Consider the following 23558-nt stretch of genomic DNA (forward strand, 5'->3'; position numbering starts at 1 on the left):
TATTTATCAGCCATTCGCTAAATATTCAATTTGTTTTGGCAAACCTAAAGCTTGATCAATATAAGCCACACGTAAACTATCACGTGAACCTAAATAACGCTGATAAAAGCTCGAATTCAGAATAACTGCTGCACCATAAGTCAGAGACCAAATCGAAGCCAAATAATCACGCGTTGTCATCGTGCTATTTATATCTAATAAATAACTTTCTGTCATACGAATGATAATACGTAAACGTTGACGACGAACTTTATACAATTCACTAAATAATAACTGAATACCTTGACCCGTCGTAGAGAGGCGTTCTTCAATTTGATGAAATAAAGCAGTACGTTCAGGATGATGTAAATGATGTAGCATGAAAAAAGCTAGATGCTCAGGGAAAGCTTTCTCTGTATCCTGAATCATTTCAAGCAGCATTCGTTCATTACGAATAATCAGCAACATATACAATTCATCTTTGCTCTGAAAGTGCTTATATAATGTGCCTTTAGCAAGATCTAATTCCGCCGCTAAAGCGTCCAAAGTCATGCCTGCTTCACCATTTTCTAATAGGAGTTGCTCAGCGATCTGAAAAATTAAGGCTTCTCGTGCTCTAAACTGAGCTTGGCGATCCATTTTCACGTGATAACTCTCTTTGCTAATACAACTAAACCGTTTACTTCAAACGAAGAAGATTCTCAAAATTCTGTGTGGTAATCATACCTATTTCTTCAACTGACTTGTTATATACATCCGCTAATGCCTTTGCAACATAAGGCACATATTTAGGCTCATTGGTTTTACCCCGATAAGGCATAGGTGCTAAATATGGGCTATCCGTTTCAATTAACAACCGATCAAGCGGCACTTGTTTAGCTACATCACGTAATTCTTGTGCATTTTTGAATGAAACAATACCAGAAAAAGAAATATAGTAACCACAATCTAAAACAGCCTTCGCTGTTTCCCAATCTTCGGTGAAACAATGCAAAATACCATGTGTGGACTGCTCTGCTCTTATAATATCGACGGTATCGTGTTTGGCTGATCGTGTATGCACAACCACAGGTTTTTTTACAATTTTTGATGCATGAATATGACGGGCAAAACATCGTTTCTGTTCTGCAATAAAATCTGTACTGTGATAATAATCTAAACCTGTTTCCCCTAATGCCCATACCTTATCAGACTGTGCTAGCTCTACGAGGTAGTCTGTTGTTGCTCGCGCCATAATATGATCATCCTCGCATGGATGAACACCTACAGAATAACCCACGTCATCATGTTGAGAGGCGATTTCAGCCAATTTAATATGATCATCCAAATCAACTGAGATGCCCATAAATTTTGAAACACCTGCAAGGCGAGCTTGGGCAAGCGCTTGATCTAAACTCCCATCGTAAGGACTCAGATCTAACATCGTTAAATGACAATGGGTATCAACAAACACGCTTATTTCCTATCACTTACATTGTAAAACTTGGGCGATCCATCGCTTTTGAACCAGCCAATAATTTCTCAGCTTCATTTTTGTAATACACACCTTTTTCACCAGCAAGCTGAATTGCAAAACCTTGTGGTTTAAAATGTGTTTGTTTATGCGAAATCCAAATCACCTTACCCGTTAATGGGATTTTTTGTGACTGCTCTGGTAAAGTCGCTAAAACAAAAACTTCCTGTCCCATTTTTACGGCTTGTTTCGTGGAAACAAATAAACCGCCACCTTGCACAAAAGGCATATAACTTGATTGCAAAGTTGCTTTATCAGGAATATTGACCTGTATAATTCCGCCCATCATTTGTGGTTGCATAACATTCCCCTGTCAAATACAAATAGTTTGAAATATCTATATTTTCATAGCATTAGTAAATTTTTAAGCATATTTACATGCCTCTCAAATTCAATATTTTCTACCGTCAATTTAAAAAACTAGAATTGCTGCTATTTTAATTATAGGAAACAATCCGACAAACAACAAATAATGTTTGAGGAAAACTGTTCGAAAACAAACAAAAATGGTTTTTATTTAAACAAATATAACCTTCGATGAATCACGATTCCATAGGTGATCACCATATCGAAAGCAAATGCTTTTTGGCTATTACAAAATCAAGCATTCAATCAACATAAAAGATTTTAATACCCTATCTAAACCACATGCATCAATTGAATAAACAACTGATCTAGTACCAACTGTGTTTGTACATTTTGCTCAACCATCAATTTTTTCTGTTGCAGGTCAGAATAAATTTGAAATAAGCTTTCCAAGTCATAAAGCTGTGCAAGCTGTGTTAAATCTAAGTCTTTATTTCTCAAAGATTGATTTAATTTTATAGCGACTAAATCCGCCAACAAATATTCAAACATTGTCATAAATTCAGAGAAACTCAACTCTTTCGACCACTTGCTTGAATAACTTAAAGGCATATTTTTTTCTAAGACCAACTTAAACCAATCTTTCAAGAATAAATCTCTTTTATGCAACCAATCGCTCTGATTAATTTCAACGGCAGTCAATGGCATGCCATTTGCGAGATTAAGCAACAAATCAATGTGTTCAGCTGAGATATTCGGTATTTGCTGCTGAATAAATTTTTGTGCATCTTGGGTATCTAGACGGTCTAAAGCGAAATGCTGCAAACGGCTTCGAATCGTTGCTGTTAATTTCAAGTAATGATCCGCCAATAGAATCAGAATAACCCTTTCTCCAGGTTCCTCTAAAGTCTTTAGCAATGCATTTGCGGATGCTATATTCAAAGCCTCCGCTGGCTCAATCACAACGACTCGCCATCCATCACCAGTCTGCTGAACAAATGGCAATAAATCACGAATCTTTTCGATTTTTATCTTGGCATTTTGCTTTTTATTTTCTTCATCTGTGGTGATATGGACATAGCGAGGGTGTGTATTAGACTTCAACCAAAGACAACTTGTACATTCACCACAAGCTTGTTCGGCTTGTTTGTTTAAACATAAGACCCATGCCACAAAACGCTCAGTAAATTGATGTTTCGCGCAGCCATGTTTACCATAAAAAAGTAAACCATGACCTATATCGGGAAAACGCGTTGTCAACAACGCCCATGTCTGCTTGTGCCAAGGATAAACGGTTGTTAACTGCATACTCATCATAATTATTCAAATAAACTTACTGGTAGCGCATTTAGACGCTCTAGATCAGCTTGTGTATCTACACCCGGAGGCAGATTGGCTTCAGCAATATCGATCGCAATACGATGACCATTTTCTAATACGCGTAATTGTTCAAGACTTTCTAATTTTTCAAGATTGCCTTGTTCCCATGTCACATATTCTTGCAACAATTTCACACGATATGCATATAAACCCAGATGACGAAAAGCACGATCATGCAGCTTTGGCTTCTGTAATTTTGCACCATCACGATCATAAGGAATAGTTGCTCGACTAAAATATAATGCTTCTTTACAATTACTCATCACGACTTTGACGATACTGTCACGCTGGAATTCATCTAATGCGTGAATAGGCTCGCATAAAGTAGACATTGAGCAATGCGGTTGATCAACTAAAAGCTGAGTAACTTGTTGAACCAATTGAGCAGGAAGTAATGGTTCATCACCCTGTACATTGACAATAATATCGTTTTCTGCCCAGCCTTTTAGACGAGCAACTTCACTCAAACGATCTGTGCCTGACGGATGATCGGCACTGGTTAAAACCACATCAATTCCTTCCGAACGACACACTTCTGCAATACGCTCATCATCAGTCGCAACACATAAATCATCAAAACCTGCAACTTTCTTCGCTTGATCTACCACACGTAAAATCATTGGGCGACCATGAATAAGCAAAAGTGGTTTTGCAGGTAAACGTGAACTCGCAAAACGAGCAGGAATGACAATATGTTTCATGTTAGAACTCTAAGAAAATTGGATACCGACTTGTTGCAATTGTTGTTTCAATAAATCATAACAGTCTGCAGATAAAACCGCTTCAACAGGCACAACCCAAATCGGAATATTAAATTCTGGGTATTGTTTCAATAAAACCTTAAGCTTTACCGCATCTTTTTCTGTGGTAATAATTGCATCTTGATTATTGAAGGTGAGATCATCGATCTGATAATCATAATGATCAGCAAACTCATGTGTTTGATATTGCTTCACATTCAATTGATTTAAAGTTTGATAAAATCGTTGTGGGAAGCCAATACCAACAACCACATTAAAATACTGATTTGGATCAAATAAATTTAAATCTGTATTTAAATTTAACAGATATGGCTGACCAATCGCTAAATGCATATTCCTTTGTGATTGAGCAATTTTAGTATGTTCAATGACCGTACTTCTATTTAAGCGCGATTTAGGCTCACGTAGATACCCTTCAGGCAACAACTTTTCATTCCCCAAACCACGATTTTGATCTAGAACAATCCATTCAATTTGACGTGCTAATGCCCAATGCTGCAAACCATCATCGCTAATAATTAAATCGAGTTTTTCAGATTTCAACAATAATTCAATTGATGCTTGACGATTTGGCCCAACCGCCATGGGTACATGAGTAGATTGAACGATTAGGCACGGCTCATCACCAGCAATATCTGGTTCAGACAAAGCATTCACCAAAACTGGAAAAGGTCCTTTGCCACCATATCCTCGACTAATTACACCAACACGAACACCTTGTTGCTGTAAATATTTAACGAGCTGAATTAATAAAGGTGTTTTCCCACTTCCTCCAACCGTAATATTACCAATAATCATCACAGGAATTGGGGCAGTGTATTTTTTCTTAAGACCAACCGTATATAAGGTTTTATTTAATTCAAAAATTAAGCGATACAATAATGATAAAGGACGCAACACGATCAACCACGACGCTTTTTTATTCCAAGCATCTTGTACGTGTTGCGCAATAGACATTATTAATTTTCCTCAAAATTACGTTGATGCAATTGATAATACATGCCATGTTTATCTAGCAACTCAGTATGTGTACCCTGCTCGATAATTTGTCCTTTGTCCATTACCACAATAAGATCTGCATTTTCAACTGTAGATAAACGGTGCGCAATTACTATCGTCGTACGACCTTGCATCGCTTCATCAAAAGCTTGTTGGATGAAGTATTCAGACTCATTATCAAGCGCACTGGTCGCTTCATCTAAGATTAAGATTGGAGAATCTTTTAAGATTGCTCTGGCAATCGCAATACGTTGACGCTGACCGCCTGAAAGATTTAAACCTTGCGCACCAAGTATTGTGTCGTAACCCTGTGGCAAATTCATAATAAAGTCATGCGCAAAAGCAGCTTTTGCAGCTGCAACTACCTGCTCATCACTTGAATCCTGAAGCTGACCATAAGCAATATTGTCACGCACTGAACGATTGAATAGCACAACCTGTTGATTGACTGTCGCAATTTGTGAGCGAAGATAAGAAAGCTCTATCTCTTGTACAGGAATATCATCAAAATAAATTTGCCCTTCACTTAATTCTTGAAAACGCGGCAGCATATTTACTAATGAGGTTTTCCCTGCACCAGATCGACCAACCAAAGCAATGGTCTGACCTGCTTCAATATCTAGACAAAAATCCTTAATTGCATGCGTACCATCTGTATAACGCAGATTAGCATGATCAAATTTAATATTGCCTTTCAAAACCGGCTTAAGCTGACCATTATTTTCTTCTTCTGGCATGTCAAGTAGTTCAAATACCGAATGTGCTGCTGCTAAACCACGCTGAAGTTTCTCATTAATATCAGTTAAATTCTTCACTGGTTTAGAGATCAGACCTGCCGCAGTAATGTAGGAAACAAACTCTCCTGCTGAGGTGTCACCTAAAACCTGTGGGCGAAGCGCTAACCATAAAATAATTGCCATTGCCATAGACAATAGTAATTGTATGATCGGGCTATTAATATTCTGCACCACAACCATTTTTAGGCCACGACGAAGATTTTCCTCAGAAGATTTGTAAAAACGTTGCCGCTCAAAAATCTCACCAGTAAAACTTTTAACCACCGAGTTTCCATTAATCGTTTCTTGTACCACATGGTTCACATCGCCCATCGTGTTTTGCACTTGAATTGACAACTTACGCATTTTCTTAGATGCGATTCTGACCAATATCCCAATGAAAGGCATGAAAACCACGATACATAGAGTCAAACGCCAGTTGGTATAGAGTAAATAACTCAACAAACCAATAACAATTAAACCATCTTTAACTAATGTTTGTAGAGATTCAGATGATGCTGCTGTGAGTTGTTCGACGTTATACATCAATTTTGCACTGATATGACCTGCACTGTTATCAAGATAATATTGCGCAGGTAAGCGCAGTAATTTAGCATAAACTTCTTGACGAATACTAAATACCAAACTACGTGAAATAACTGCTGAAAAGTATCCACCTAAGAACAAACCAAGGCCACGGAAAAACATAAGTAAGACAATTAAGGCTGGGAACCAATCTAAATTTTCGCGACTACCATTTTGGATTGCATCAATAATATATTTCAATAACTTTGCGACAGAAACCTCTGTCGCAGCGTTGATTCCAAAACCAAGTAAGACGAATAAGGCAACGCCCCAATAAGATTTTAAATATGATATTAAACGGACATAAACCTTAAAATCCTGATTCACTCAGTAAAACCTCTAGTTGGAACTTTGGTGCTAATATTGACATTAACAAAGCCGAGTTGACCTGCCACATCCATTACACGAATCACATCTTCATGTTTTGCTTTTGCATCAGCTGCAATAATAAACATAAAATCACGACGATCCTGTGCAGCCTGTTTAATCGCAGTACTGAGATCGGCACTATCTTTGGTCGATAATGCTTGACCATTCACAGAATAATGTCCCGTGGAGTCTACCATGATTTCAATTTTGTGATCGAATTGTTTAGGTGGAACACCTTGAGCATCTGGTAAAGTAAGATTTATACGGCTTTGCTGACTAAATGTGGTAGATAATAATAAAAACACCAAAATGAATAACATACAGTCAATCATTGGCGTCAAATTGATATGAATATCTTCAACTTGAGAACGTTTAAATTTCATAATGTCACCTATGCTCAGCTTGCACGGCGATTTTGTTGCACATGAGGTGCTTTTTTGTAGAAAAGTGCAGCATGAAATAATGTTGATTGTTGTTCTAACTCAGCAATATATTCATGTAGTACACGTTGAAAATAACGATAAGCAATCATTGCTGGAATCGCTATCAGCATACCTACAGCCGTAGTAATCAATGCTTTAGAGATACCAGGCATCATCATGCTTGCATTTCCAACAGAACCGATATCAATCACTAAAAACGATTCAATAATACCAAGTACTGTTCCTAACAAACCAAGCAAGGGTGCAATCGCGCTCAATGTACCTAAAAAGTTAATATTTTTTTCTAGATAGCTGATTTCTTGCGAAGCTGTTGCTTCCATTTGTGCACGCGCAAACTGCTCACCTTGATCTTGATGATCATAACCAGCTTTTAAAATACGACCTAACGGACTTTTTACAACGTCTTCTTGCTCTAAATGTGAAATAACATTATCCACATTTGAGCCTTGAACCAGTAATGCTTGAGGTAAAACTTGTGACCGTCTTAAGCGAATATATCGCTCAATTGTAATAGCAACCGTAAAAATTGATGAAAGAATAAGCGGTAGCATTAACCAACCACCCGCTTTCACAAGTTCCCACATATTATTCCCCAATAATATTTAAAATATAAAAGGACGCACCTTAAATATTAGTTAGGTAAACAAATATTTAAAATTCCATCCAACTCATCCAATGAGTGATAATGAATGACCATTTTTCCTTTACCTTTTGGGTTATGGTCAATTTTAACATTTGCTCCAAAACGTTCCGATAGTTTCTGAGTCAATTGTTCAATATCAGGAGAAACCTGCACCTTTTCCTTTTCAGGCTTTGGTTCACTCCACTCACGTACTAACTGTTCAGTCTGACGCACTGATAATGCTTTTTCAATTACGATTTTAGCAACATCCATTTGCTCTTTCGCTTTTAGGGTCAGAATGGCACGAGCATGTCCCATATCAAGTTGACCTTGTTGCATTAAGTCCTTAATTGGATCAGCCAAACTTAATAACCGCAATAAGTTACTCACCGTAGTACGAGCCTTACCTACTGTATCCGCGATTTCTTGATGACTTAAACCAAATTCATCATGGAAACGCTGCAAAGCTACCGCTTGATCAATTGGATTGAGATCTTGTCGCTGAATGTTTTCAATTAACGCCAATGCGATTGCGACTTGGTCATTTAAGTCACGTACAATTGCTGGAATTTCAGCCAAACCTGCTAATTGGGCAGCACGCCAACGGCGTTCACCTGCAATAATCTCATAAGGGTGTTGTTCATCATCTACTGGACGAATCACAATCGGTTGCATTACGCCATGCTTCTCAATTGATGAAGCAAGTTCCTGTAAATCTTGTTCTTGAATAAAACGGCGTGGCTGATATTCGCCACGTTTCAGTAAATTGACATCAATTTGCTTGAGTTGACCATGATCCAAAGCCTGTGCTTCAAGTTGCAATTTCTCTTTTTGAATTGAACCCAATAGTGCATCTAAACCACGACCTTTAGCCAATCCGCGTTTTTTGATGCTCATACAGCACTTCCTTTTTTCACTTTACTTTTCTTCAACATTTCTGCAGCTAAATTCAAATATGCAACTGCACCTTTTGAGCTTTTTTCGAAATAAATCACTGGTAAGCCATGTGCTGGTGCTTCAGCCAAACGAATATTCCGAGGGATCACCGTTTCGTATAACTTTTTACCAAAATATTGCTCTAACTCAGCAGACACGTCACGGGTTAAAGCGTTACGAGCATCATACATCGTACGTAATACCCCTACAATTTCCAAGTTTGGATTCAGGGCTTTTTGTATACGATCAATTGTTTGTGTCAAATCTGCCAAACCTTCCAAAGCATAATATTCACACTGCATCGGAATAATTACAGCATTGACCGCAGCCAAAGCATTCACAGTTATCAAACTTAGGCTTGGTGCACAATCTACAATAATATAATCAAATGCTGAATCTACTTCTTGTAACGCATTTTTGAGAATAAACTCTCGCCCTTCTTGCTCGGCAATTGCTAACTCAACGCCAGCAAGTTCACGATTTGCACCTAAAACTTTATAACCAACGTCAGCTTTCTGAATTGCTGTTTCAATTGGCACTTCACCCAACAACACATCGGTAATCGAGTAAAGTAAGTCATTCTTTTGAACGCCAGACCCCATAGTGGCATTACCTTGAGAATCCATATCAACCAATAAGACACGTTTCTTCAAAATCGCCAAAGAAGCAGCAAGATTAACGGCTGTTGTGGTTTTTCCCACGCCACCTTTTTGGTTTGCAATCGCAATAATTTGAGCCATGATTACCCTTAATATTTTTTATTGAATTCGTTGAAGTAAAAGTAAATGACGTTGTTCATCTAATCGCGGCACACGCAACTCAATCACTTTGCATGAATACTGTTCTTTGATCTGTTCCATTTCATCAGTTGGAACCAAACCTTTCATTGCCGCAATAATACTCTGCTCATGCATATAGGGTTGCGCTGCATCTACAAAATCAGTTAATGAAGCAAATGCACGACTAGTAATGACATCAAACTGACCAAGTTCATCAATCGTGTCTTCATTTTCTACACGTGTTTGAACTGCAACAACATTATCCAATTTTAAATCGGCAATAAATTGCTTAAGAAAACGAATTTTTTTTCCATTTGAATCTAATAATACACACGAGCGCTCTGGTTGACATAACGCAATGATCATGCCCGGCATTCCACCACCCGTGCCAACATCTAATAAACGTCCTTGTGGCAAATCATTTAAAATACTTAAGCTATCTAATAAATGTTTAACCAGCATTTCTTTCGGGTCACGAATCGCTGTCAGGTTATATGCTTTATTCCATAGCACGAGAGCATCTTGATATTTCAATAAGAGTGTTAGCGCTTCCTCACTTAGGTTTAAACCTAACGCTTGACTACCTTGCTTTAATTCTTGAAAAAAAGGATGCATAACAGTGCGACATCTCGATAAACTTGCCGTGCAGTATACCCATTTCTGATGCAAGGCACAGTAGGACTTGTTGAACGATTATGCAGTTAAACATTTTCAAACCTGATAAACTGCACAATCTATTCAGTTTTTTGTCTTTCTTTAGACAAATTTAAGGTAAATAAGACAATAAGCTATTACGAAAACTTATTTTGCTTAATTTGTTGATCTAGCTGTTCCAAACGTTCAGGTGTGCCAACATCCACCCAAATCCCTTGTAATTTTTCAGCTGACACTTGTTGTTGTTGCATCGCTTGCTTTAACAATGGCGCTAGAGGTCTTTTACCATTTCCCAAACCATTAAACATCTGCGGAGCTAATACTGCAATACCACTATAAGTTAAGGCTTCACCTATTTGTCCCTGCTCAAAAGTATGGGCCAAATTATTAGACAAGATAAAATCACCTTTCTGGTGCTGCGGTGGATTTTCAACCAATACTAAGTGTGCTTGCTTATCTCCCAAATGGACATTTAATAATGACGAAAAATCCATCGTGGTCCAAACATCACCATTCACCAAAATAAAAGGTTCATCACCCAGTAATGGTAAAGCATTGATAATACCACCTGCAGTTTCAAGCCCTTCTCCTTCATGAGACCACAAAATCGTCACACCGAATTTAGAGCCATCTCCTAAAGTAGTTGCCAGTTTTTCACCCAACCAAGCGGTATTAATGACAATCTCTGTAACACCAATCTTTTGCAACTTTTCAATATGCCAAACAATCAGTGGCTTTCCACCTACTTCAAGCAAAGGTTTAGGTGTATGTAAGGTCAGAGGACGCATGCGATTCCCTAGCCCTGCAGCAAGAATCATCGCTTTCATTATGCTGCAACCTCGTAATCGCCATATTTCGCAATAAATTTAGGCATGACCACGTCACGAATAAACTGCATAAATTCATTCAGCTCACCATAGCCTTGGCTTTCTTCAAGCAAATACCACATTACTCGTGGTAAGTCTTTTAAGTACCCAGATTTACCATCACGCTCAAACAATCGAACGAAGATACCCAAAATCTTAAGGTGACGTTGAATCGCCATTAAATCAGCATCACGCTTGAACTGTTCAAAATTACGGTTTTCTTTTGCAGTTTCAGGCAACAGGTCATAGAACACTTTAAACCAACCATAGACACGGTCAGCGTTCCATTGCACATAGGCATCACGGGTAATCGAGATCAGATCATAGGTATCTGCACCAATCACTGCATCCTGAAAATCAATCACGCCAAGCTCTTGCTCATTGTCAATTTTCATGAGGTTACGACTATGAAAATCACGATGCACAATCACTTGTGGCTGATGCGTCGCCTCAACAGCTAAAAAGTCAAAAGCTTGTTCAATCGTTTCTAACTGTTGCTCTGTAGGCTGAATATCTAATGAAGGCAACATCCACTCTGTCAGCAAACGCATCTCTGTCATTAATTTTTCATAAGAGTATGCAGGCAGTTGTTCAAGACCGTCGATTTGTTGTAATTCAATCAACTGTTCAAAGCTTTGCGCATAGTATTGATCAACAGTTTCATCTGTTAGTAACGTTGAAAGTACAACATCACCAAAATCTTCCAATAGTAACAATCCCAAAGTTAGGTCTTTAGCAATGATATGCGGAACACGCACACCATTTTTGTCAAAAAACTCATCAATACTTACAAATGGTGCACAATCTTCTTTTTCAGGTGGCGCATCCATCAGCATATATGTTTTGTTTTGTAACTTAATTCGCGCATAACGGCGAAAGCTTGCGTCTCCAGCCAAAAAATTGATCTCGAATTGATCAGATTGGAGAGTGGCTTGGAGCCAAGTTTGTATCAATTGTTCACGTTGTGTATTCATTTGCAATAAAATCTAAAACTAGCTGAGATTTTGAAAGCTTAAGTGTAGCCACTTATCAACTTTTTCTCTATGATGCGACAATAATTAATTGTGAATTAGCGTACTGGTTAATGAGACAATGAAACATCAGTTTAAATTTAATCCTTTAGCAACAGCTATTTTGACACTCTTGTGTGGCAGCTCGATCCAATCAGGTTTCGCAGCTCCAGCTGATGCTGTCTCTACGCTTGACAATAAACAGCTGCAAGCCACTATCCAAAAAAACCAAGATCAAGACAGTTATCCTGGTGAAAAATTTTTTCAGCAATATTATGTCGACAAATCTGCACCAGAAGCACAATTACGAGACAATCGTTATTTAAGCTCTTCTTTTTGTCAGGGAACATGGGTCACTCCAATTAACCCCGAAACAAAGGCAAGCAATTCCAATACAACGACTTCCGTGATTACCGCTGATTATGGGCATTACAACCCAACTGGCGATTCTGTTCTACAAGGCAATGTCGTGATTGATCAAGAAGGCCGCACAATTCGTGCCGATCAAGTTACGATTGACTCAACTCAGACGCACGCCTCCGCTCAAGGTCGAGTACAACTGGCTCAATCAGGCCTACTTACTCAAAGTGACGCAATAAATTATAATTTAAAAACCCAAACAGGTGATTTGAACAATAGTTTTTATATTTCTGAACAGCAACATGCTCACGGACATGCAAGTCAGATTAAACGACAGAATGAAAATTTAGTTGTATTGAAAGATGCAAGTTATACCGCCTGCCCTCCTGAACAAAAACCGGCTTGGAAAATCCAAGCTAAACAAATTAAACTTAACCAAGCAACTGGTCGTGGCGTAACTCGCGGAACAAAACTGTATGTAAAAGACGTACCTGTTTTAGCCGTGCCATATTTCAATTTTCCAATTGATGACCGTCGTACCACTGGTTTATTAAGTCCAACTTTTGGTTATAGTAACGAAGGTGGCGTCCAACTGACTGCACCTGTATACCTTAACCTTGCACCAAATTATGATCTTACACTCACACCAAGTTATATGAGCAAACGCGGCGCAAAATTAGATGCCGAATTCCGTTATATGACTGAAAGCTTTGGTTCTGGACGTATTTGGGGTGGATATTTACCAAACGACAATTATTACGAAGATAAAGATCGAAGTGATTTACATTTTCTTCATGATTGGAAAATCAATAACCAATGGTCAACCAACTTAGAGTACAACTACGCTTCCGATAAAGATTACTTCGCAGACTTCAATAACAACCCAAACACGCGAACAGATCTTAACTTACGTCGCGCATGGGAAATTAATTATCGCAATGGTATTCCTGGACTTAAGGCTCAATTAAAGGTTGAAGACTTTCAAACGCTAGATCAAAGTATCAAAGATGCAGATAAGCCTTATGCACGACTTCCACAGTTTTTATTAAATTATGTAGGTGGTAACCCTCAAGGCCTACAATATGAGTTTAATAACGACACTGCTTATTTTAAGAAATCGATCACCGATGGCTCTGCGTTAGAGTCAAGTGGTACACGTATTTATAATCAATTTGCCGTTCGCTATAACTACCTAACTCCATCGTGGTTTTATGCAATTCCAGAAATATCTGTAAGAAGCATTAATACTTTTTATGATCAAGACTCTAAAGAAGGTCGCGATCTTTCTATATCTGATGATTTAGAAAAATCTGTTGCGGTACCTCAATTTAGTTTTGCAACAGGCGTTACTTTTGAAAAAGAAGGTAAATATTTGCAGAGTATCTCACCTCGTGCCTTTTATGCTTATTCCCCTTATAAAAAACAAGATGATCATCCTAACTTTGACTCCACTACCGCATCAATTAATTACGATCAACTTTTCAACCCTTATCGATTCTATGGACACGACCGCTTAGATGATAATAACTTCTTGTCTCTGGGTGTAACTTATAGCCTATTAGATACAGAGGGCTTAGAACGTATTAAAGCAAGTATTGGGCAAAGCTATTATTTTAGTGATCGACGTGTCACATTAAATCAGCAACCAGATGAGTTTGACACACAGCGACATACTGGTCCAATTGTAAGTGTTTCAAGTCAATTGAATCAAAACTTTACCATAGCTGCAAATTCTGCTTGGATGTCAAATGGCGACAATGCTCAACGTGACTTCCAAGCCTACTATGCTGGAGACAAAGGCAACTTATACAATGTAGGTTATTTCTATCGTAGCAATATTCAAGATCGTCAAAGTTCATACGACCAAGCTGTTGCATCGTTTATACAACCAATAAAAGATAATTGGCGTATTATGGGTCACGCTCAATATGACTTAGATAATAGTTTAATGCGAGAATACTTACTTGGTGTGAATTATGAATCTTGCTGTTGGGCAATTTCAGTTTATGGCAGATCTTACTACAATGATTTAGATGATCCAAACTCACCAGATGTTCATAGAAAACGTGCTGTTATGGCTGAGGTTACACTTAAAGGTCTAGGTGCACTCAACAATAAGCTCGCCTCTCTTCTTGAAAATAGAGTTTTAGGTTTCAACAAAATTAATCAATCTTGGACACAACGTTAATGAAGATAAAATCTTTTCAACATATCTTTAAAGCGACTGTTCTCGCTACACTTATTTCTTCATCAATGCAAAGCTTTGCGCAACCTACGGATGAGGTTGTTGCAATAGTTGATAGTAGTGTCATTCTTAAAAGTGATTTAGAACAAGGGATTGCAGAAACAGAACATCAGTTAAAAGCACAAAATAAAACTGTGCCGCCCCAACAGTATTTACAGATGCAAGTGCTTGATCAGCTCATTATCCGTCAAGCCCAATTAGAACAGGTCAAACGTTTTGGCATTAAAGCTGATGAAAAGAGTTTAAATGCTGCAGTCTTAAAAATTGCAAATCAATCAGGTGCCAATACACTAGAAGCATTCCAACAAAAATTGGACGCGATTGCACCAGATACTTATGAAAATTTACGCAATAGGATTGCGGAAGATTTAGCAATTGGTCGCTTACGCCAACAACAAGTCATGTCTCGTATTAAAATCAGTGATCATGATGTTGAAAACTTTTTAAATTCACCAGAAGGCCAAGCTGCGCTTGGCACACAAGTCCATGTGATTCACATGCGTATTTCTGGTGAAAATAGCGAAGAAGTTAAAAAAGTTGCACAAGAAGTCAAACAAGCACTAGCAACTAGTGATGATCCTAAAGCGATTAGTACCAAGCTTGCGACCAGTGCAATCAAGGTTGATGGTGCTGATATGGGATTCAGAGCACTATCAGACATTCCTACTGAACTTGCAGCACGCATAACACCATTACAAACGGGTCAGACCACAGAACTGATTAATGTCCGCGATGGCGTTCATGTTTTAAAACTTTTAGAACGCAAACAAAATGATCAAAAAGCACTTGTATCACAATATAAAACTCGACATATTTTGATTCAACCATCTGAAGTTGTCAGCTTAGATCGTGCAAAACAAATGATTGATAGTCTTTATAATCGTGCGACGGCGGGCGAAGATTTTGCAACCCTCGCTGCAACCTATTCAAATGATACAGGTTCAGCACGTGATGGTGGCAGTTTAGGCTGGGTAAGTCCTGGTGTTATGGTGCCTGAGTTTGAACAAGTCATGAAAGAAACACCAGTTGGGCAAATCAGTAAACCTTTCCAAAGTCAGTTTGGTTGGCACATTTTACAAGTGACTGATACTCGACAACAAGATATGACTAAAGAAGTGCAAGAACGTATGGCTCGTCAAATTTTAGGTGAGCGTTTGTTTGATACTGAAGTAGACAGTTGGATGCGTGAACTTCGAGCTAATGCTTATGTTGAAATTAAGGATGCAAATCTAGACACGAAAGCACCGAAATAATCCAAGTTAAAACTGCCGGCTATCGTAGGCAGTTTTATTTTAACTATATTCAAAATAAAAATAGCGGCAATTGCCGCTATTTTTATATTACAAATTAATTATTTGTAACGATCAACCATTTTCTCTAAAGAAATTGGGCGGATCTTATCTGCATTACCTGATGTACCAAATGAATTATAACGATCTACACAGATTTGCTTCATCGCTTCAACTGTTTCACCAAAGAATTTACGCGGATCAAATTCGCTTGGTTTTTCAGCCATCATACGACGCATCGCACCTGTAGATGCTAAACGCAAATCGGTGTCAATATTAATCTTACGAACACCATGCTTGATTGCTTCAACAAGCTGTTCCACAGGCACACCGTAGGTTTCCTTGATATCACCACCATACTGGTTAATCACAGCCAACCACTCTTGTGGTACAGAGCTTGAACCATGCATTACAAGATGCGTATTTGGTAACGCAGCATGAATTTCTTTAATGCGATCAATTGCCAAGATATCGCCTGTAGGTGGACGAGTAAACTTGTACGCACCATGTGAAGTACCAACAGCAATTGCCAAAGCATCTACATTCGTATCAGCGACAAATTGAGTTGCTTCTTCAACAGAAGTGAGTAATTGAGAATGATCCAGCACACCTTCAGCACCAACACCATCTTCTTCACCAGCCATACCAGTTTCAAGGCTACCTAAGCAACCAATCTCACCTTCAACCGAAACACCACACGCATGCGCCATTGCGACAACACGACGAGTAACATCAACATTATAGTCATATGATGTTGGAGTCTTACCATCAGCACCCAATGAACCATCCATCATCACAGAGCTAAAGCCCAACTGGATAGAACGTTGACAGACATCAGGACTCGTCCCGTGATCTTGGTGCATTACCACAGGAATATGTGGCCATTCTTCAATAGCTGCCAAAATCAAATGACGCAAGAAAGGTGCACCTGCATATTTACGTGCACCTGCCGAAGCTTGCACAATAACAGGTGAATTCGTTGCATCAGCAGCGAGCATAATTGCACGCATTTGTTCTAAATTGTTTACGTTAAACGCTGGTACGCCGTAGTTATGTTCTGCAGCGTGATCCAAGAGCTGGCGCATTGAGATGAGTGCCATAATATCCTCCCAGGTAATGCGCCATATTCTACATGTTGATTTACTTCAATTCAGCAACTAATCACTGGATTTCCGAAAAAATCATGAATCATTTGTGTAATTTAGCAAATGAGGGGCTTTCAAAATAAAAAAAGACTGAATTAAGAAATAATTTAGTCTTTTTTAAATGCTATCTAAATATCAGAAAATATTGTCTAGGCTTAACAATATCCATCTAAACGTGTCAAAGGCAACTTTTTACCAATTGCTTTTTCAATTTCTGGCAAATAGAAAGCATCATCTTCCGATAAGAAACTAATACTAACACCTTGAGCACCAGCACGACCTGTACGACCAATGCGATGTACATAATCATCAGACTGCTCTGGCAAAGTAAAATTCACCACATGCGATACGCCGTCAACATGAATGCCACGACCAGCAACGTCTGTTGCGATCATAATGTTGTGCTTACCTTGCTTGAACTGGTCGAGCATCTTCAAGCGTTTATCCTGAGCGATTTCACCAGATAACATACCGACTTTATAACCATCACGCTTTAAGTGATCATATAAACGACGCACCTGATCTCGACGATTTGCGAAAATCATAACTTTATCAATTGGTTCATCACGCAAAATTTCTTGCAATAATTTGTACTTATCTTGTTTCGCAACCACATAAACTCGCTGCTCCACATCATTATTGGTTTTTTGCTCAGGCTCAATCTCAACCGTTACAGGTTCAAAGAGCCACTGACGAGCAAGATTAAGCACATCGTAGCTAAAAGTTGCAGAAAACATTAAAGTTTGACGTTGTTCTTTGAAGGGTGAATAACGCACAATCCGTTTTACCGATGGAATAAAACCCATATCTAATAAACGATCGGCTTCATCAATCACAAGGAATTCGATCTTATCCAACCAAACTTCTTTTTGCTCGACAAAATCAATTAAACGACCAGGCGTTGCAACGATAATATCAACAAAATTACTATCCAACATTTTCTTTTGCTTATCAAAATCCACACCACCAAGTAGAGTGACAAGATGTAAGTTTGAAAATTTTGTTAAAGCTTGTGCATCACTCTCAATCTGTAGTGCTAACTCACGTGTAGGAGCCAGAATCAGCGCACGTGGTTCGCCACGAAAACGTTTTTCTTGTAGCGGATTATTTAATAGATCATTGATCACACTAATCAAAAAGGCTGCTGTTTTACCTGTACCAGTTTGCGCTCGACCAATGGCATCATGCCCTGCTAATGTATATTTCAAAACCTTTTGTTGAATTGGGGTCATTTGTGTAAAACCCAAAGCATCAATTGCTTTCTTCAACTGCGGATGTAAATTTAAGGTTTCAAAACCAGATGTCATATATGCTCTCGAACCATCAATGATCAAAAGAAAGTGGCATTATAAACAAAAACGCCCCAAATAACATTGGAGCGTTTTTATATTGCGTTAAAGCAACAAATTAGTCTAAAGGCTGAACGTTTTCAGCTTGGAAACCTTTTTGTCCTTGAACTACGCTGAATTCAACGCGTTGGCCGTCACGTAAAGAACGGTGACCGTCACCCATAATTGCGCGGAAATGAACAAATACGTCATCACCACCATTACGTTGAATAAAACCAAAGCCTTTAGTGTCATTAAACCACTTTACTACGCCTTGTTCACGAGCTGTCATAAGTCAATCCTCAGATATTGAAAGATAAGGACCTTCCGGTGTTGCAAACAGCAGAGCCAACAAGGTTTTAAAATTTTTATAATTTCAAAGCTTGTAATCATTCTGTAAAACTATCAACAATTTCCGGTTACATCCATTTGTTATAGGTTTTTTTAACGATCTTATCGTATAGCATACATCCTAAAACGCATCGAGCTTAACATGGGTTCATGATAATTAATAGATTTATTTTGAGTTATTTCCAATGTTTCTATCTGTTTTTTTCAATAATTTAGCAGTTTTCAAGTGCTTTTTTTAGTATAAAAATGCACTGCTTTATTGCCATAAAACAAGAAACAATTTTAGATAAAATTAATCAGAAAAGAAAATCAAAGCGATTCATTTGCATTCAACGCTATTGAGCTAGTTATTAGGTTTAAAAAACATTCACAACCATTTTTAAGATTAAAAGCTCAAAAGAGAAAAACCGAATTAATATAACTTCCCAAATAATTCAGAGTAAATCCTCAGTAATCACCATATAAATTTGTTAAAATCATATCGAACTCAATTTATTAAAACTTTATGACCCAAATATCCGCATGCCCTGAAGTGATTGATGCACTTGGGCAACCCTGTCCAATGCCACTATTGATGTTGAAACGTGCTTTAAAAAAAGCTGAAGGATCTAAACAGTATTTATTGAAATCATCTGATCCACATAGCGAAATTGATGTAACACGATATTGCCAAATCCAGCAACTTCAATGCCAGACACAAAAAATTTCAGAGAATGAGTTTCACTATTTAATTGAATCTATGTAATTCTTTGATAAACTCTAGCTAAAGATAAACTAGATAACTTTACATTTTTATACTCAAATTTTCTTAGTGATGAAGAACATTCGCATTAAGATGAAATTGTTGACTTAAATACCATCCTATAAGGAGACTCCATGACTACTGACAGCAGCAATCAATTGATGCCCCTGTCATTGTCTGCGCCAGGTGTAAATCTTGGTGCATATATCAGTACTGTCAATCAAATTCCAATTCTAACGGCCGAGCAAGAAAAAGAACTTGCTGAACGTTATTATTATGACCAAGATCTTGATGCTGCCAAACTATTGGTAATGTCACATCTACGTTTTGTCGTACATATTGCACGTAGCTATGCAGGTTACGGATTGCCACAAGGCGATCTTATTCAAGAAGGTAACCTTGGATTAATGAAAGCGGTCAAACGCTTCGATCCAAATATGGGTGTTCGCTTAGTTTCTTTTGCAGTGCACTGGATTAAAGCTGAAATTCATGAATATGTGATTCGTAACTGGCGTATTGTCAAAATCGCAACGACCAAAGCACAACGTAAATTATTCTTTAATTTACGTAGTCTTAAAAAATCAAGCAAACGACTCACATTAGAAGAAGCGAAATCAATTGCCAATGATTTGAATGTGACACCAGAGCAAGTGCTCGAAATGGAAGGTCGTCTAACCGCTTATGATGCTGCTTTTGAAGCTCAAGGTGATGATGATGACGATACCCCACATACAGCTCCTGCACTTTATCTTGAAGATAATCGATACGACCCAGCTCGACTGATTGAAGAAGAAGATTATGAAGAGCAAAGTAGTTCTGCCTTACATGAGGCAATGGAACAGCTTGATGATCGCTCTCGTAATATCTTGCAACGTCGTTGGTTAGATGATGATAAATCGACTTTGCATGAACTAGCTGCAGAATATAACGTTTCAGCAGAACGTATTAGACAGCTTGAAAAGAATGCAATGGAAAAAATCAAAACTGCCATGTCTGCAAGCTAAAATCGAATCAAACACAAGGGCTTTCATGCCCTTTTGTTTTATCTGGCTTTGTTTAAGCACTCGAATATGTTAAGTTTGTTCATCAAATTTCCAGTTCCATTATCATTATGTGGATAGCTATCTCGGCGCTTAATCTTGCGCTTGCAGTTATGTTGGGTGCTTTTGGTGCTCATGGACTCAAATCTTTTGCAACCCTAGAACAACTCGCTTGGTGGGGTACAGCAACTCAATACTTTTTCTATCATGCAATTGGTTTGCTTATCTTAGGCGTCCTGCATAAAACCACAGCAACATTTCCAATAAAAATTCCTTTTATTTTGATCCAAATTGGTATCATCTTTTTCTGCGGTTCATTGTACATTATGGCGCTCGGTCTACCGCGTATTTTAGGGGCGATTACACCGATTGGCGGTGCGTTTATGATAGCGGGCTGGCTGTTACTCGCATGGCAAGCAATCAAGCATGCGAAATAAGGATTAATCATGCACATCTATTTAAATGGCGAGTCAATCGACACGTCTTGTGAAAACCTACAGCAATTGATTCAGAATTTAGCCTTAGAGGGCAAACGCTTTGCTGTAGAGAAGAACCAACAGATTATTCCGAAAAGTAGACTTGAGCAAACGACAATTGCTCCTGAAGATCGTATTGAAATTATTCAAGCTGTTGGTGGCGGCTAATCGGCTAAAAATGGAGTAAGCCCATGCAAGATTCCCCTTTAATTATTGGTTCTCGTACTTTCCAATCTCGTTTATTGGTCGGAACTGGTAAATATAAAGATCTCAATGAAACTGATTTAGCCATTCAAGCCAGTGGTGCTGAAATTGTCACAGTGGCAATTCGTCGTGTCAACATCGGTCAGCATGCCGATCAACCAAATCTACTTTCTGTGATTCCACCTGAGAAATACACAATCCTGCCAAATACCGCAGGTTGCTTTGACGCAGATAGCGCGATTCGGACTTGTATGCTAGCTCGTGAACTGCTTGATGGTCACAATTTGGTGAAGTTAGAAGTCCTTGGTGATGAAAAAACTTTATATCCAAATATCACTGCAACGCTTAAAGCAGCGCAAACCTTGATTGATGATGGCTTTGAAATCATGGTCTATACCTCAGACGACCCTATTGTTGCGCAAGAACTTGAAAGTATGGGCTGTGTTGCCATCATGCCTTTAGGTAGCTTGATCGGTTCTGGTCTTGGTATTTTGAATCCACATACTATTTCCATCATCAAAGAAAATGCCAAAGTCCCTGTTTTAGTGGATGCTGGTGTGGGTACTGCCAGTGATGCTGCAATTGCAATGGAATTGGGTTGCGACGGCGTATTAATGAATACAGCGATTGCAGCTGCTCAAAATCCAATTTTAATGGCTTCAGCGATGAAGAAAGCGGTTGAAGCAGGTCGTGAAGCATTCTTAGCAGGTCGTATGCCTCGTAAACGTATGGCGAATGCAAGCTCACCTGAAACAGGATATTTTTTCAAGTAAGAGAAAGAAGGGACTAAATAAGTCCCTTCTCTATTTGTATTAATCACTATTTGCTTAATGCAATAATTATATGGATAAGACCAAATTCTTAAAAAACCACTCATTTGTACAATATTTTTTGAGATAAAATGATTTATTGTTCCTAGAATTATCAATAAGTTATCAATCTAAATTTTAAGCACTAGATAGAAGAATACTGACTTTTTACTTATAGTTTTTTAGTAAAACCATAGAGAAGATCTTTTTTTACACAAAAAGATTCTGTATTTTTAAATAAAATACTTTTAAAAACATTATTTTAATTTTTATGGTATTTTTAAAGTAATTCGTTCATCAAAAAAATTTAAAAAAATACAGTGCTTAGGTATAGAATACGGCGCTTGTTTAACCTTAAACCACATATAGGTTTATAAGGCTTTTATATGTTTAATGTATTGTCTCGCTTGAGCTTAGTCAGCAAAATTATTATTGCTATTTTTTTAGGGATTGGCGTAGCTTTGCTTTTTCCTAACTTTACACCTTATTTGAGTTTATTAGGTGAATTGTTTATTAAAGCATTAAAGTCGGTTGCCCCGATTCTTGTTTTTGTTTTAGTGCTTGCTTCGATTGCTAATTTCAAAGTTGGGCAAAACTCAAACTTAAAACCTGTTATGATTTTGTATGTGGTTGGAATGCTACTCGCAGCATTTAGTGCTGTTGTAGCAAGTATTGCCTTCCCAAGTCAGCTATTTCTTAATTTATCAACTCAACCAGCTCTACAAGCACCCGGTAGTTTGGCTGAAATTTTAAAGAACTTATTATTAAGCTTTATTGCCAATCCTGTACAAGCGATTAGTGAAGCCAACTTTATTGGTATTTTGGCCTGGGCAATCGGCTTAGGTTTAGCATTACGTCATAGTTCTGAGACTACGAAACAAGTGCTTACTGATGTAGCTGATGCAGTGAATAAAATTATTCACACCGTGATTGGTTTTGCCCCCGTGGGAATTTTTGGCTTAGTCGCAGTCACTTTTGCGGATGCAGGTTTAGCAACCTTATCTAGCTATGCACATTTGTTAATTGTACTAATTGGAACAATGCTTTTTGTTGCATTAGTGATTAATCCAATCCTAGTCGCATTGACGATGCGAGCAAACCCTTACCCATTAGTGTTCAAATGTTTAAAAGAAAGTGGAATCACAGCATTTTTCACGCGTAGTTCTGCTGCCAATATTCCTGTGAATCTAGATTTAGCACAACGCTTAGGTGTAAACGAAGCAACCGCAAGTGTATCTATTCCACTTGGAGCAACAGTCAACATGGCAGGTGCAGCGGTTACAATTACAGTATTAACGCTTGCTACTGTTCATACATTAGATATTCATGTTGATTTAAGCACGATGATTATCCTTTCAGTCGTTGCGACCGTTTCAGCATGTGGTGCATCAGGTGTTGCAGGTGGCTCATTACTGCTTATCCCTGTTGCTTGTAGTTTATTTGGTATATCATCTGAAATTGCGATGCAAGTAGTTGCGATTGGTATGATTATCAGTGTATTACAGGATTCGACTGAAACTGCGCTGAATTCGTCAACTGACGTTTTATTTACTGCTGCTGTAGATTTCCGAAACCGAAAAAACTAGTAGAT

General features: G+C 38.2%; 25 protein-coding genes. 8 read left to right on the forward strand and 17 right to left on the reverse strand.

The genetic code is table 11. The features are described 5' to 3' along the window. Nucleotides 1-6: 6 nt before the first annotated feature. The 14 genes from NO346_RS09725 to NO346_RS09790 form a co-directional block, all read right to left on the reverse strand. Nucleotides 7-618 (reverse strand): TetR/AcrR family transcriptional regulator, encoded by a 612-nt coding sequence (locus tag NO346_RS09725; protein WP_034601445.1) that lies wholly within the window; start codon nucleotides 616-618, stop codon nucleotides 7-9. A 40-nt stretch (nucleotides 619-658) separates the two neighbouring features. Further along, complete coding sequence (locus NO346_RS09730) at nucleotides 659-1432, reverse strand: TatD family hydrolase (protein WP_256415046.1); 774 nt, start codon at nucleotides 1430-1432, stop codon at nucleotides 659-661. Between the two features lie 16 nt (nucleotides 1433-1448). Further along, on the reverse strand, nucleotides 1449-1793 hold the full coding sequence (locus NO346_RS09735) for a PilZ domain-containing protein (RefSeq protein WP_004662384.1): 345 nt from the start codon (nucleotides 1791-1793) through the stop codon (nucleotides 1449-1451). 338 nt (nucleotides 1794-2131) lie between these two features. After that, nucleotides 2132-3115, reverse strand: a complete 984-nt coding sequence (locus tag NO346_RS09740; protein ID WP_256415047.1) for a DNA polymerase III subunit delta' — start codon at nucleotides 3113-3115, stop codon at nucleotides 2132-2134. A gap of 2 nt (nucleotides 3116-3117) precedes the next feature. After that, nucleotides 3118-3879 carry a 3-deoxy-manno-octulosonate cytidylyltransferase gene (gene kdsB, locus NO346_RS09745; RefSeq protein WP_256415048.1) on the reverse strand — a complete coding sequence of 254 codons (762 nt, stop codon included), beginning with the start codon at nucleotides 3877-3879 and terminating at the stop codon, nucleotides 3118-3120. Between the two features lie 9 nt (nucleotides 3880-3888). Further along, nucleotides 3889-4896: a tetraacyldisaccharide 4'-kinase gene (gene lpxK, locus NO346_RS09750; RefSeq protein WP_256415049.1), complete on the reverse strand. Its 1008-nt coding sequence runs from the start codon at nucleotides 4894-4896 to the stop codon at nucleotides 3889-3891. A gap of 2 nt (nucleotides 4897-4898) precedes the next feature. Next, nucleotides 4899-6626: a lipid A export permease/ATP-binding protein MsbA gene (msbA, locus tag NO346_RS09755; RefSeq protein ID WP_256415050.1), complete on the reverse strand. Its 1728-nt coding sequence runs from the start codon at nucleotides 6624-6626 to the stop codon at nucleotides 4899-4901. Next, nucleotides 6623-7051 (reverse strand): biopolymer transporter ExbD, encoded by a 429-nt coding sequence (locus tag NO346_RS09760; protein WP_005159883.1) that lies wholly within the window; start codon nucleotides 7049-7051, stop codon nucleotides 6623-6625. Before NO346_RS09760 ends, msbA begins: the two co-directional genes overlap by 4 nt. Before the next feature lie 14 nt (nucleotides 7052-7065). Next, a complete protein-coding gene (locus NO346_RS09765; protein ID WP_256415051.1) occupies nucleotides 7066-7695 on the reverse strand; it encodes a MotA/TolQ/ExbB proton channel family protein in 630 nt (209 codons plus the stop codon). 47 nt (nucleotides 7696-7742) lie between these two features. Further along, nucleotides 7743-8630, reverse strand: a complete 888-nt coding sequence (locus NO346_RS09770) for a ParB/RepB/Spo0J family partition protein (RefSeq protein WP_256415052.1) — start codon at nucleotides 8628-8630, stop codon at nucleotides 7743-7745. Further along, nucleotides 8627-9409: a ParA family protein gene (locus tag NO346_RS09775; RefSeq protein WP_256415053.1), complete on the reverse strand. Its 783-nt coding sequence runs from the start codon at nucleotides 9407-9409 to the stop codon at nucleotides 8627-8629. Before NO346_RS09775 ends, NO346_RS09770 begins: the two co-directional genes overlap by 4 nt. 18 nt (nucleotides 9410-9427) lie before the next feature. After that, nucleotides 9428-10063 (reverse strand): 16S rRNA (guanine(527)-N(7))-methyltransferase RsmG, encoded by a 636-nt coding sequence (gene rsmG, locus NO346_RS09780; RefSeq protein WP_087535852.1) that lies wholly within the window; start codon nucleotides 10061-10063, stop codon nucleotides 9428-9430. A 176-nt stretch (nucleotides 10064-10239) separates the two neighbouring features. Then, complete coding sequence (gene murU, locus NO346_RS09785) at nucleotides 10240-10929, reverse strand: N-acetylmuramate alpha-1-phosphate uridylyltransferase MurU (RefSeq protein WP_256415054.1); 690 nt, start codon at nucleotides 10927-10929, stop codon at nucleotides 10240-10242. Continuing rightward, nucleotides 10929-11942, reverse strand: a complete 1014-nt coding sequence (locus NO346_RS09790; protein ID WP_256415055.1) for an aminoglycoside phosphotransferase family protein — start codon at nucleotides 11940-11942, stop codon at nucleotides 10929-10931. Before NO346_RS09790 ends, murU begins: the two co-directional genes overlap by 1 nt. A gap of 118 nt (nucleotides 11943-12060) precedes the next feature. On the opposite strand from NO346_RS09790, the gene NO346_RS09795 reads away from it, so the two are divergent. Together NO346_RS09795 and NO346_RS09800 are read left to right on the forward strand one after the other, a co-directional pair. Beyond that, entirely contained in the window at nucleotides 12061-14526 is a 2466-nt protein-coding gene (locus NO346_RS09795) for an LPS-assembly protein LptD (protein ID WP_256415056.1), read from the forward strand. Further along, nucleotides 14526-15836 carry a peptidylprolyl isomerase gene (locus NO346_RS09800; protein WP_087545339.1) on the forward strand — a complete coding sequence of 437 codons (1311 nt, stop codon included), beginning with the start codon at nucleotides 14526-14528 and terminating at the stop codon, nucleotides 15834-15836. The genes NO346_RS09795 and NO346_RS09800 overlap by 1 nt, the downstream gene beginning before the upstream one ends. 98 nt (nucleotides 15837-15934) lie before the next feature. Here NO346_RS09800 and fba read toward each other — a convergent pair whose 3' ends face one another. The 3 genes from fba to NO346_RS09815 all read right to left on the reverse strand — a co-directional run bounded on the left by fba (nucleotide 15935) and on the right by NO346_RS09815 (nucleotide 18637). Beyond that, nucleotides 15935-16972, reverse strand: a complete 1038-nt coding sequence (fba, locus tag NO346_RS09805) for a class II fructose-bisphosphate aldolase (protein WP_004662410.1) — start codon at nucleotides 16970-16972, stop codon at nucleotides 15935-15937. Between the two features lie 200 nt (nucleotides 16973-17172). Continuing rightward, nucleotides 17173-18324, reverse strand: a complete 1152-nt coding sequence (gene rhlB / locus NO346_RS09810) for an ATP-dependent RNA helicase RhlB (protein ID WP_005159857.1) — start codon at nucleotides 18322-18324, stop codon at nucleotides 17173-17175. Between the two features lie 100 nt (nucleotides 18325-18424). After that, nucleotides 18425-18637, reverse strand: coding sequence for a cold-shock protein (locus NO346_RS09815; RefSeq protein ID WP_004653893.1), 213 nt, complete (start codon nucleotides 18635-18637; stop codon nucleotides 18425-18427). 564 nt (nucleotides 18638-19201) lie between these two features. Between NO346_RS09815 and NO346_RS09820 the strand changes: the two genes are divergently transcribed. From NO346_RS09820 to sstT, 6 genes are all read left to right on the forward strand, one after another. Beyond that, nucleotides 19202-19441, forward strand: a complete 240-nt coding sequence (locus NO346_RS09820) for a sulfurtransferase TusA family protein (protein WP_005159855.1) — start codon at nucleotides 19202-19204, stop codon at nucleotides 19439-19441. 131 nt (nucleotides 19442-19572) lie between these two features. Continuing rightward, a complete protein-coding gene (gene rpoH / locus NO346_RS09825; protein WP_004662417.1) occupies nucleotides 19573-20442 on the forward strand; it encodes an RNA polymerase sigma factor RpoH in 870 nt (289 codons plus the stop codon). Nucleotides 20443-20549: 107 nt separating this feature from the next. Then, complete coding sequence (locus NO346_RS09830) at nucleotides 20550-20915, forward strand: DUF423 domain-containing protein (protein ID WP_005159854.1); 366 nt, start codon at nucleotides 20550-20552, stop codon at nucleotides 20913-20915. A 9-nt stretch (nucleotides 20916-20924) separates the two neighbouring features. Further along, nucleotides 20925-21122, forward strand: coding sequence for a sulfur carrier protein ThiS (thiS, locus tag NO346_RS09835; RefSeq protein WP_005159852.1), 198 nt, complete (start codon nucleotides 20925-20927; stop codon nucleotides 21120-21122). A 23-nt stretch (nucleotides 21123-21145) separates the two neighbouring features. Continuing rightward, nucleotides 21146-21931 (forward strand): thiazole synthase, encoded by a 786-nt coding sequence (locus tag NO346_RS09840; protein WP_256415057.1) that lies wholly within the window; start codon nucleotides 21146-21148, stop codon nucleotides 21929-21931. 422 nt (nucleotides 21932-22353) lie between these two features. Beyond that, nucleotides 22354-23553, forward strand: coding sequence for a serine/threonine transporter SstT (sstT, locus tag NO346_RS09845; protein WP_256415058.1), 1200 nt, complete (start codon nucleotides 22354-22356; stop codon nucleotides 23551-23553). Nucleotides 23554-23558 lie beyond the last annotated feature (5 nt).

Source organism: Acinetobacter sp. 5862, assembly GCF_024494585.1.
GTDB lineage: Bacteria > Pseudomonadota > Gammaproteobacteria > Pseudomonadales > Moraxellaceae > Acinetobacter.

What these genes read in the sequence shown, in the direction of transcription:
- NO346_RS09725 (WP_034601445.1), bottom strand. Translation starts at nt 618, where the DNA reads ATGGATCGCCAAGCTCAGTTTAGAGCACGAGAAGCCTTAATTTTTCAG.
- NO346_RS09735 (WP_004662384.1), bottom strand. Translation starts at nt 1,793, where the DNA reads ATGCAACCACAAATGATGGGCGGAATTATACAGGTCAATATTCCTGAT.
- NO346_RS09740 (WP_256415047.1), bottom strand. Translation starts at nt 3,115, where the DNA reads ATGATGAGTATGCAGTTAACAACCGTTTATCCTTGGCACAAGCAGACA.
- kdsB (WP_256415048.1), bottom strand. Translation starts at nt 3,879, where the DNA reads ATGAAACATATTGTCATTCCTGCTCGTTTTGCGAGTTCACGTTTACCT.
- lpxK (WP_256415049.1), bottom strand. Translation starts at nt 4,896, where the DNA reads ATGTCTATTGCGCAACACGTACAAGATGCTTGGAATAAAAAAGCGTCG.
- NO346_RS09760 (WP_005159883.1), bottom strand. Translation starts at nt 7,051, where the DNA reads ATGAAATTTAAACGTTCTCAAGTTGAAGATATTCATATCAATTTGACG.
- NO346_RS09765 (WP_256415051.1), bottom strand. Translation starts at nt 7,695, where the DNA reads ATGTGGGAACTTGTGAAAGCGGGTGGTTGGTTAATGCTACCGCTTATT.
- NO346_RS09770 (WP_256415052.1), bottom strand. Translation starts at nt 8,630, where the DNA reads ATGAGCATCAAAAAACGCGGATTGGCTAAAGGTCGTGGTTTAGATGCA.
- NO346_RS09775 (WP_256415053.1), bottom strand. Translation starts at nt 9,409, where the DNA reads ATGGCTCAAATTATTGCGATTGCAAACCAAAAAGGTGGCGTGGGAAAA.
- rsmG (WP_087535852.1), bottom strand. Translation starts at nt 10,063, where the DNA reads ATGCATCCTTTTTTTCAAGAATTAAAGCAAGGTAGTCAAGCGTTAGGT.
- murU (WP_256415054.1), bottom strand. Translation starts at nt 10,929, where the DNA reads ATGAAAGCGATGATTCTTGCTGCAGGGCTAGGGAATCGCATGCGTCCT.
- NO346_RS09790 (WP_256415055.1), bottom strand. Translation starts at nt 11,942, where the DNA reads ATGAATACACAACGTGAACAATTGATACAAACTTGGCTCCAAGCCACT.
- NO346_RS09795 (WP_256415056.1), top strand. Translation starts at nt 12,061, where the DNA reads ATGAAACATCAGTTTAAATTTAATCCTTTAGCAACAGCTATTTTGACA.
- NO346_RS09800 (WP_087545339.1), top strand. Translation starts at nt 14,526, where the DNA reads ATGAAGATAAAATCTTTTCAACATATCTTTAAAGCGACTGTTCTCGCT.
- fba (WP_004662410.1), bottom strand. Translation starts at nt 16,972, where the DNA reads ATGGCACTCATCTCAATGCGCCAGCTCTTGGATCACGCTGCAGAACAT.
- rhlB (WP_005159857.1), bottom strand. Translation starts at nt 18,324, where the DNA reads ATGACATCTGGTTTTGAAACCTTAAATTTACATCCGCAGTTGAAGAAA.
- NO346_RS09815 (WP_004653893.1), bottom strand. Translation starts at nt 18,637, where the DNA reads ATGACAGCTCGTGAACAAGGCGTAGTAAAGTGGTTTAATGACACTAAA.
- NO346_RS09820 (WP_005159855.1), top strand. Translation starts at nt 19,202, where the DNA reads ATGACCCAAATATCCGCATGCCCTGAAGTGATTGATGCACTTGGGCAA.
- rpoH (WP_004662417.1), top strand. Translation starts at nt 19,573, where the DNA reads ATGACTACTGACAGCAGCAATCAATTGATGCCCCTGTCATTGTCTGCG.
- NO346_RS09830 (WP_005159854.1), top strand. Translation starts at nt 20,550, where the DNA reads ATGTGGATAGCTATCTCGGCGCTTAATCTTGCGCTTGCAGTTATGTTG.
- thiS (WP_005159852.1), top strand. Translation starts at nt 20,925, where the DNA reads ATGCACATCTATTTAAATGGCGAGTCAATCGACACGTCTTGTGAAAAC.
- NO346_RS09840 (WP_256415057.1), top strand. Translation starts at nt 21,146, where the DNA reads ATGCAAGATTCCCCTTTAATTATTGGTTCTCGTACTTTCCAATCTCGT.
- sstT (WP_256415058.1), top strand. Translation starts at nt 22,354, where the DNA reads ATGTTTAATGTATTGTCTCGCTTGAGCTTAGTCAGCAAAATTATTATT.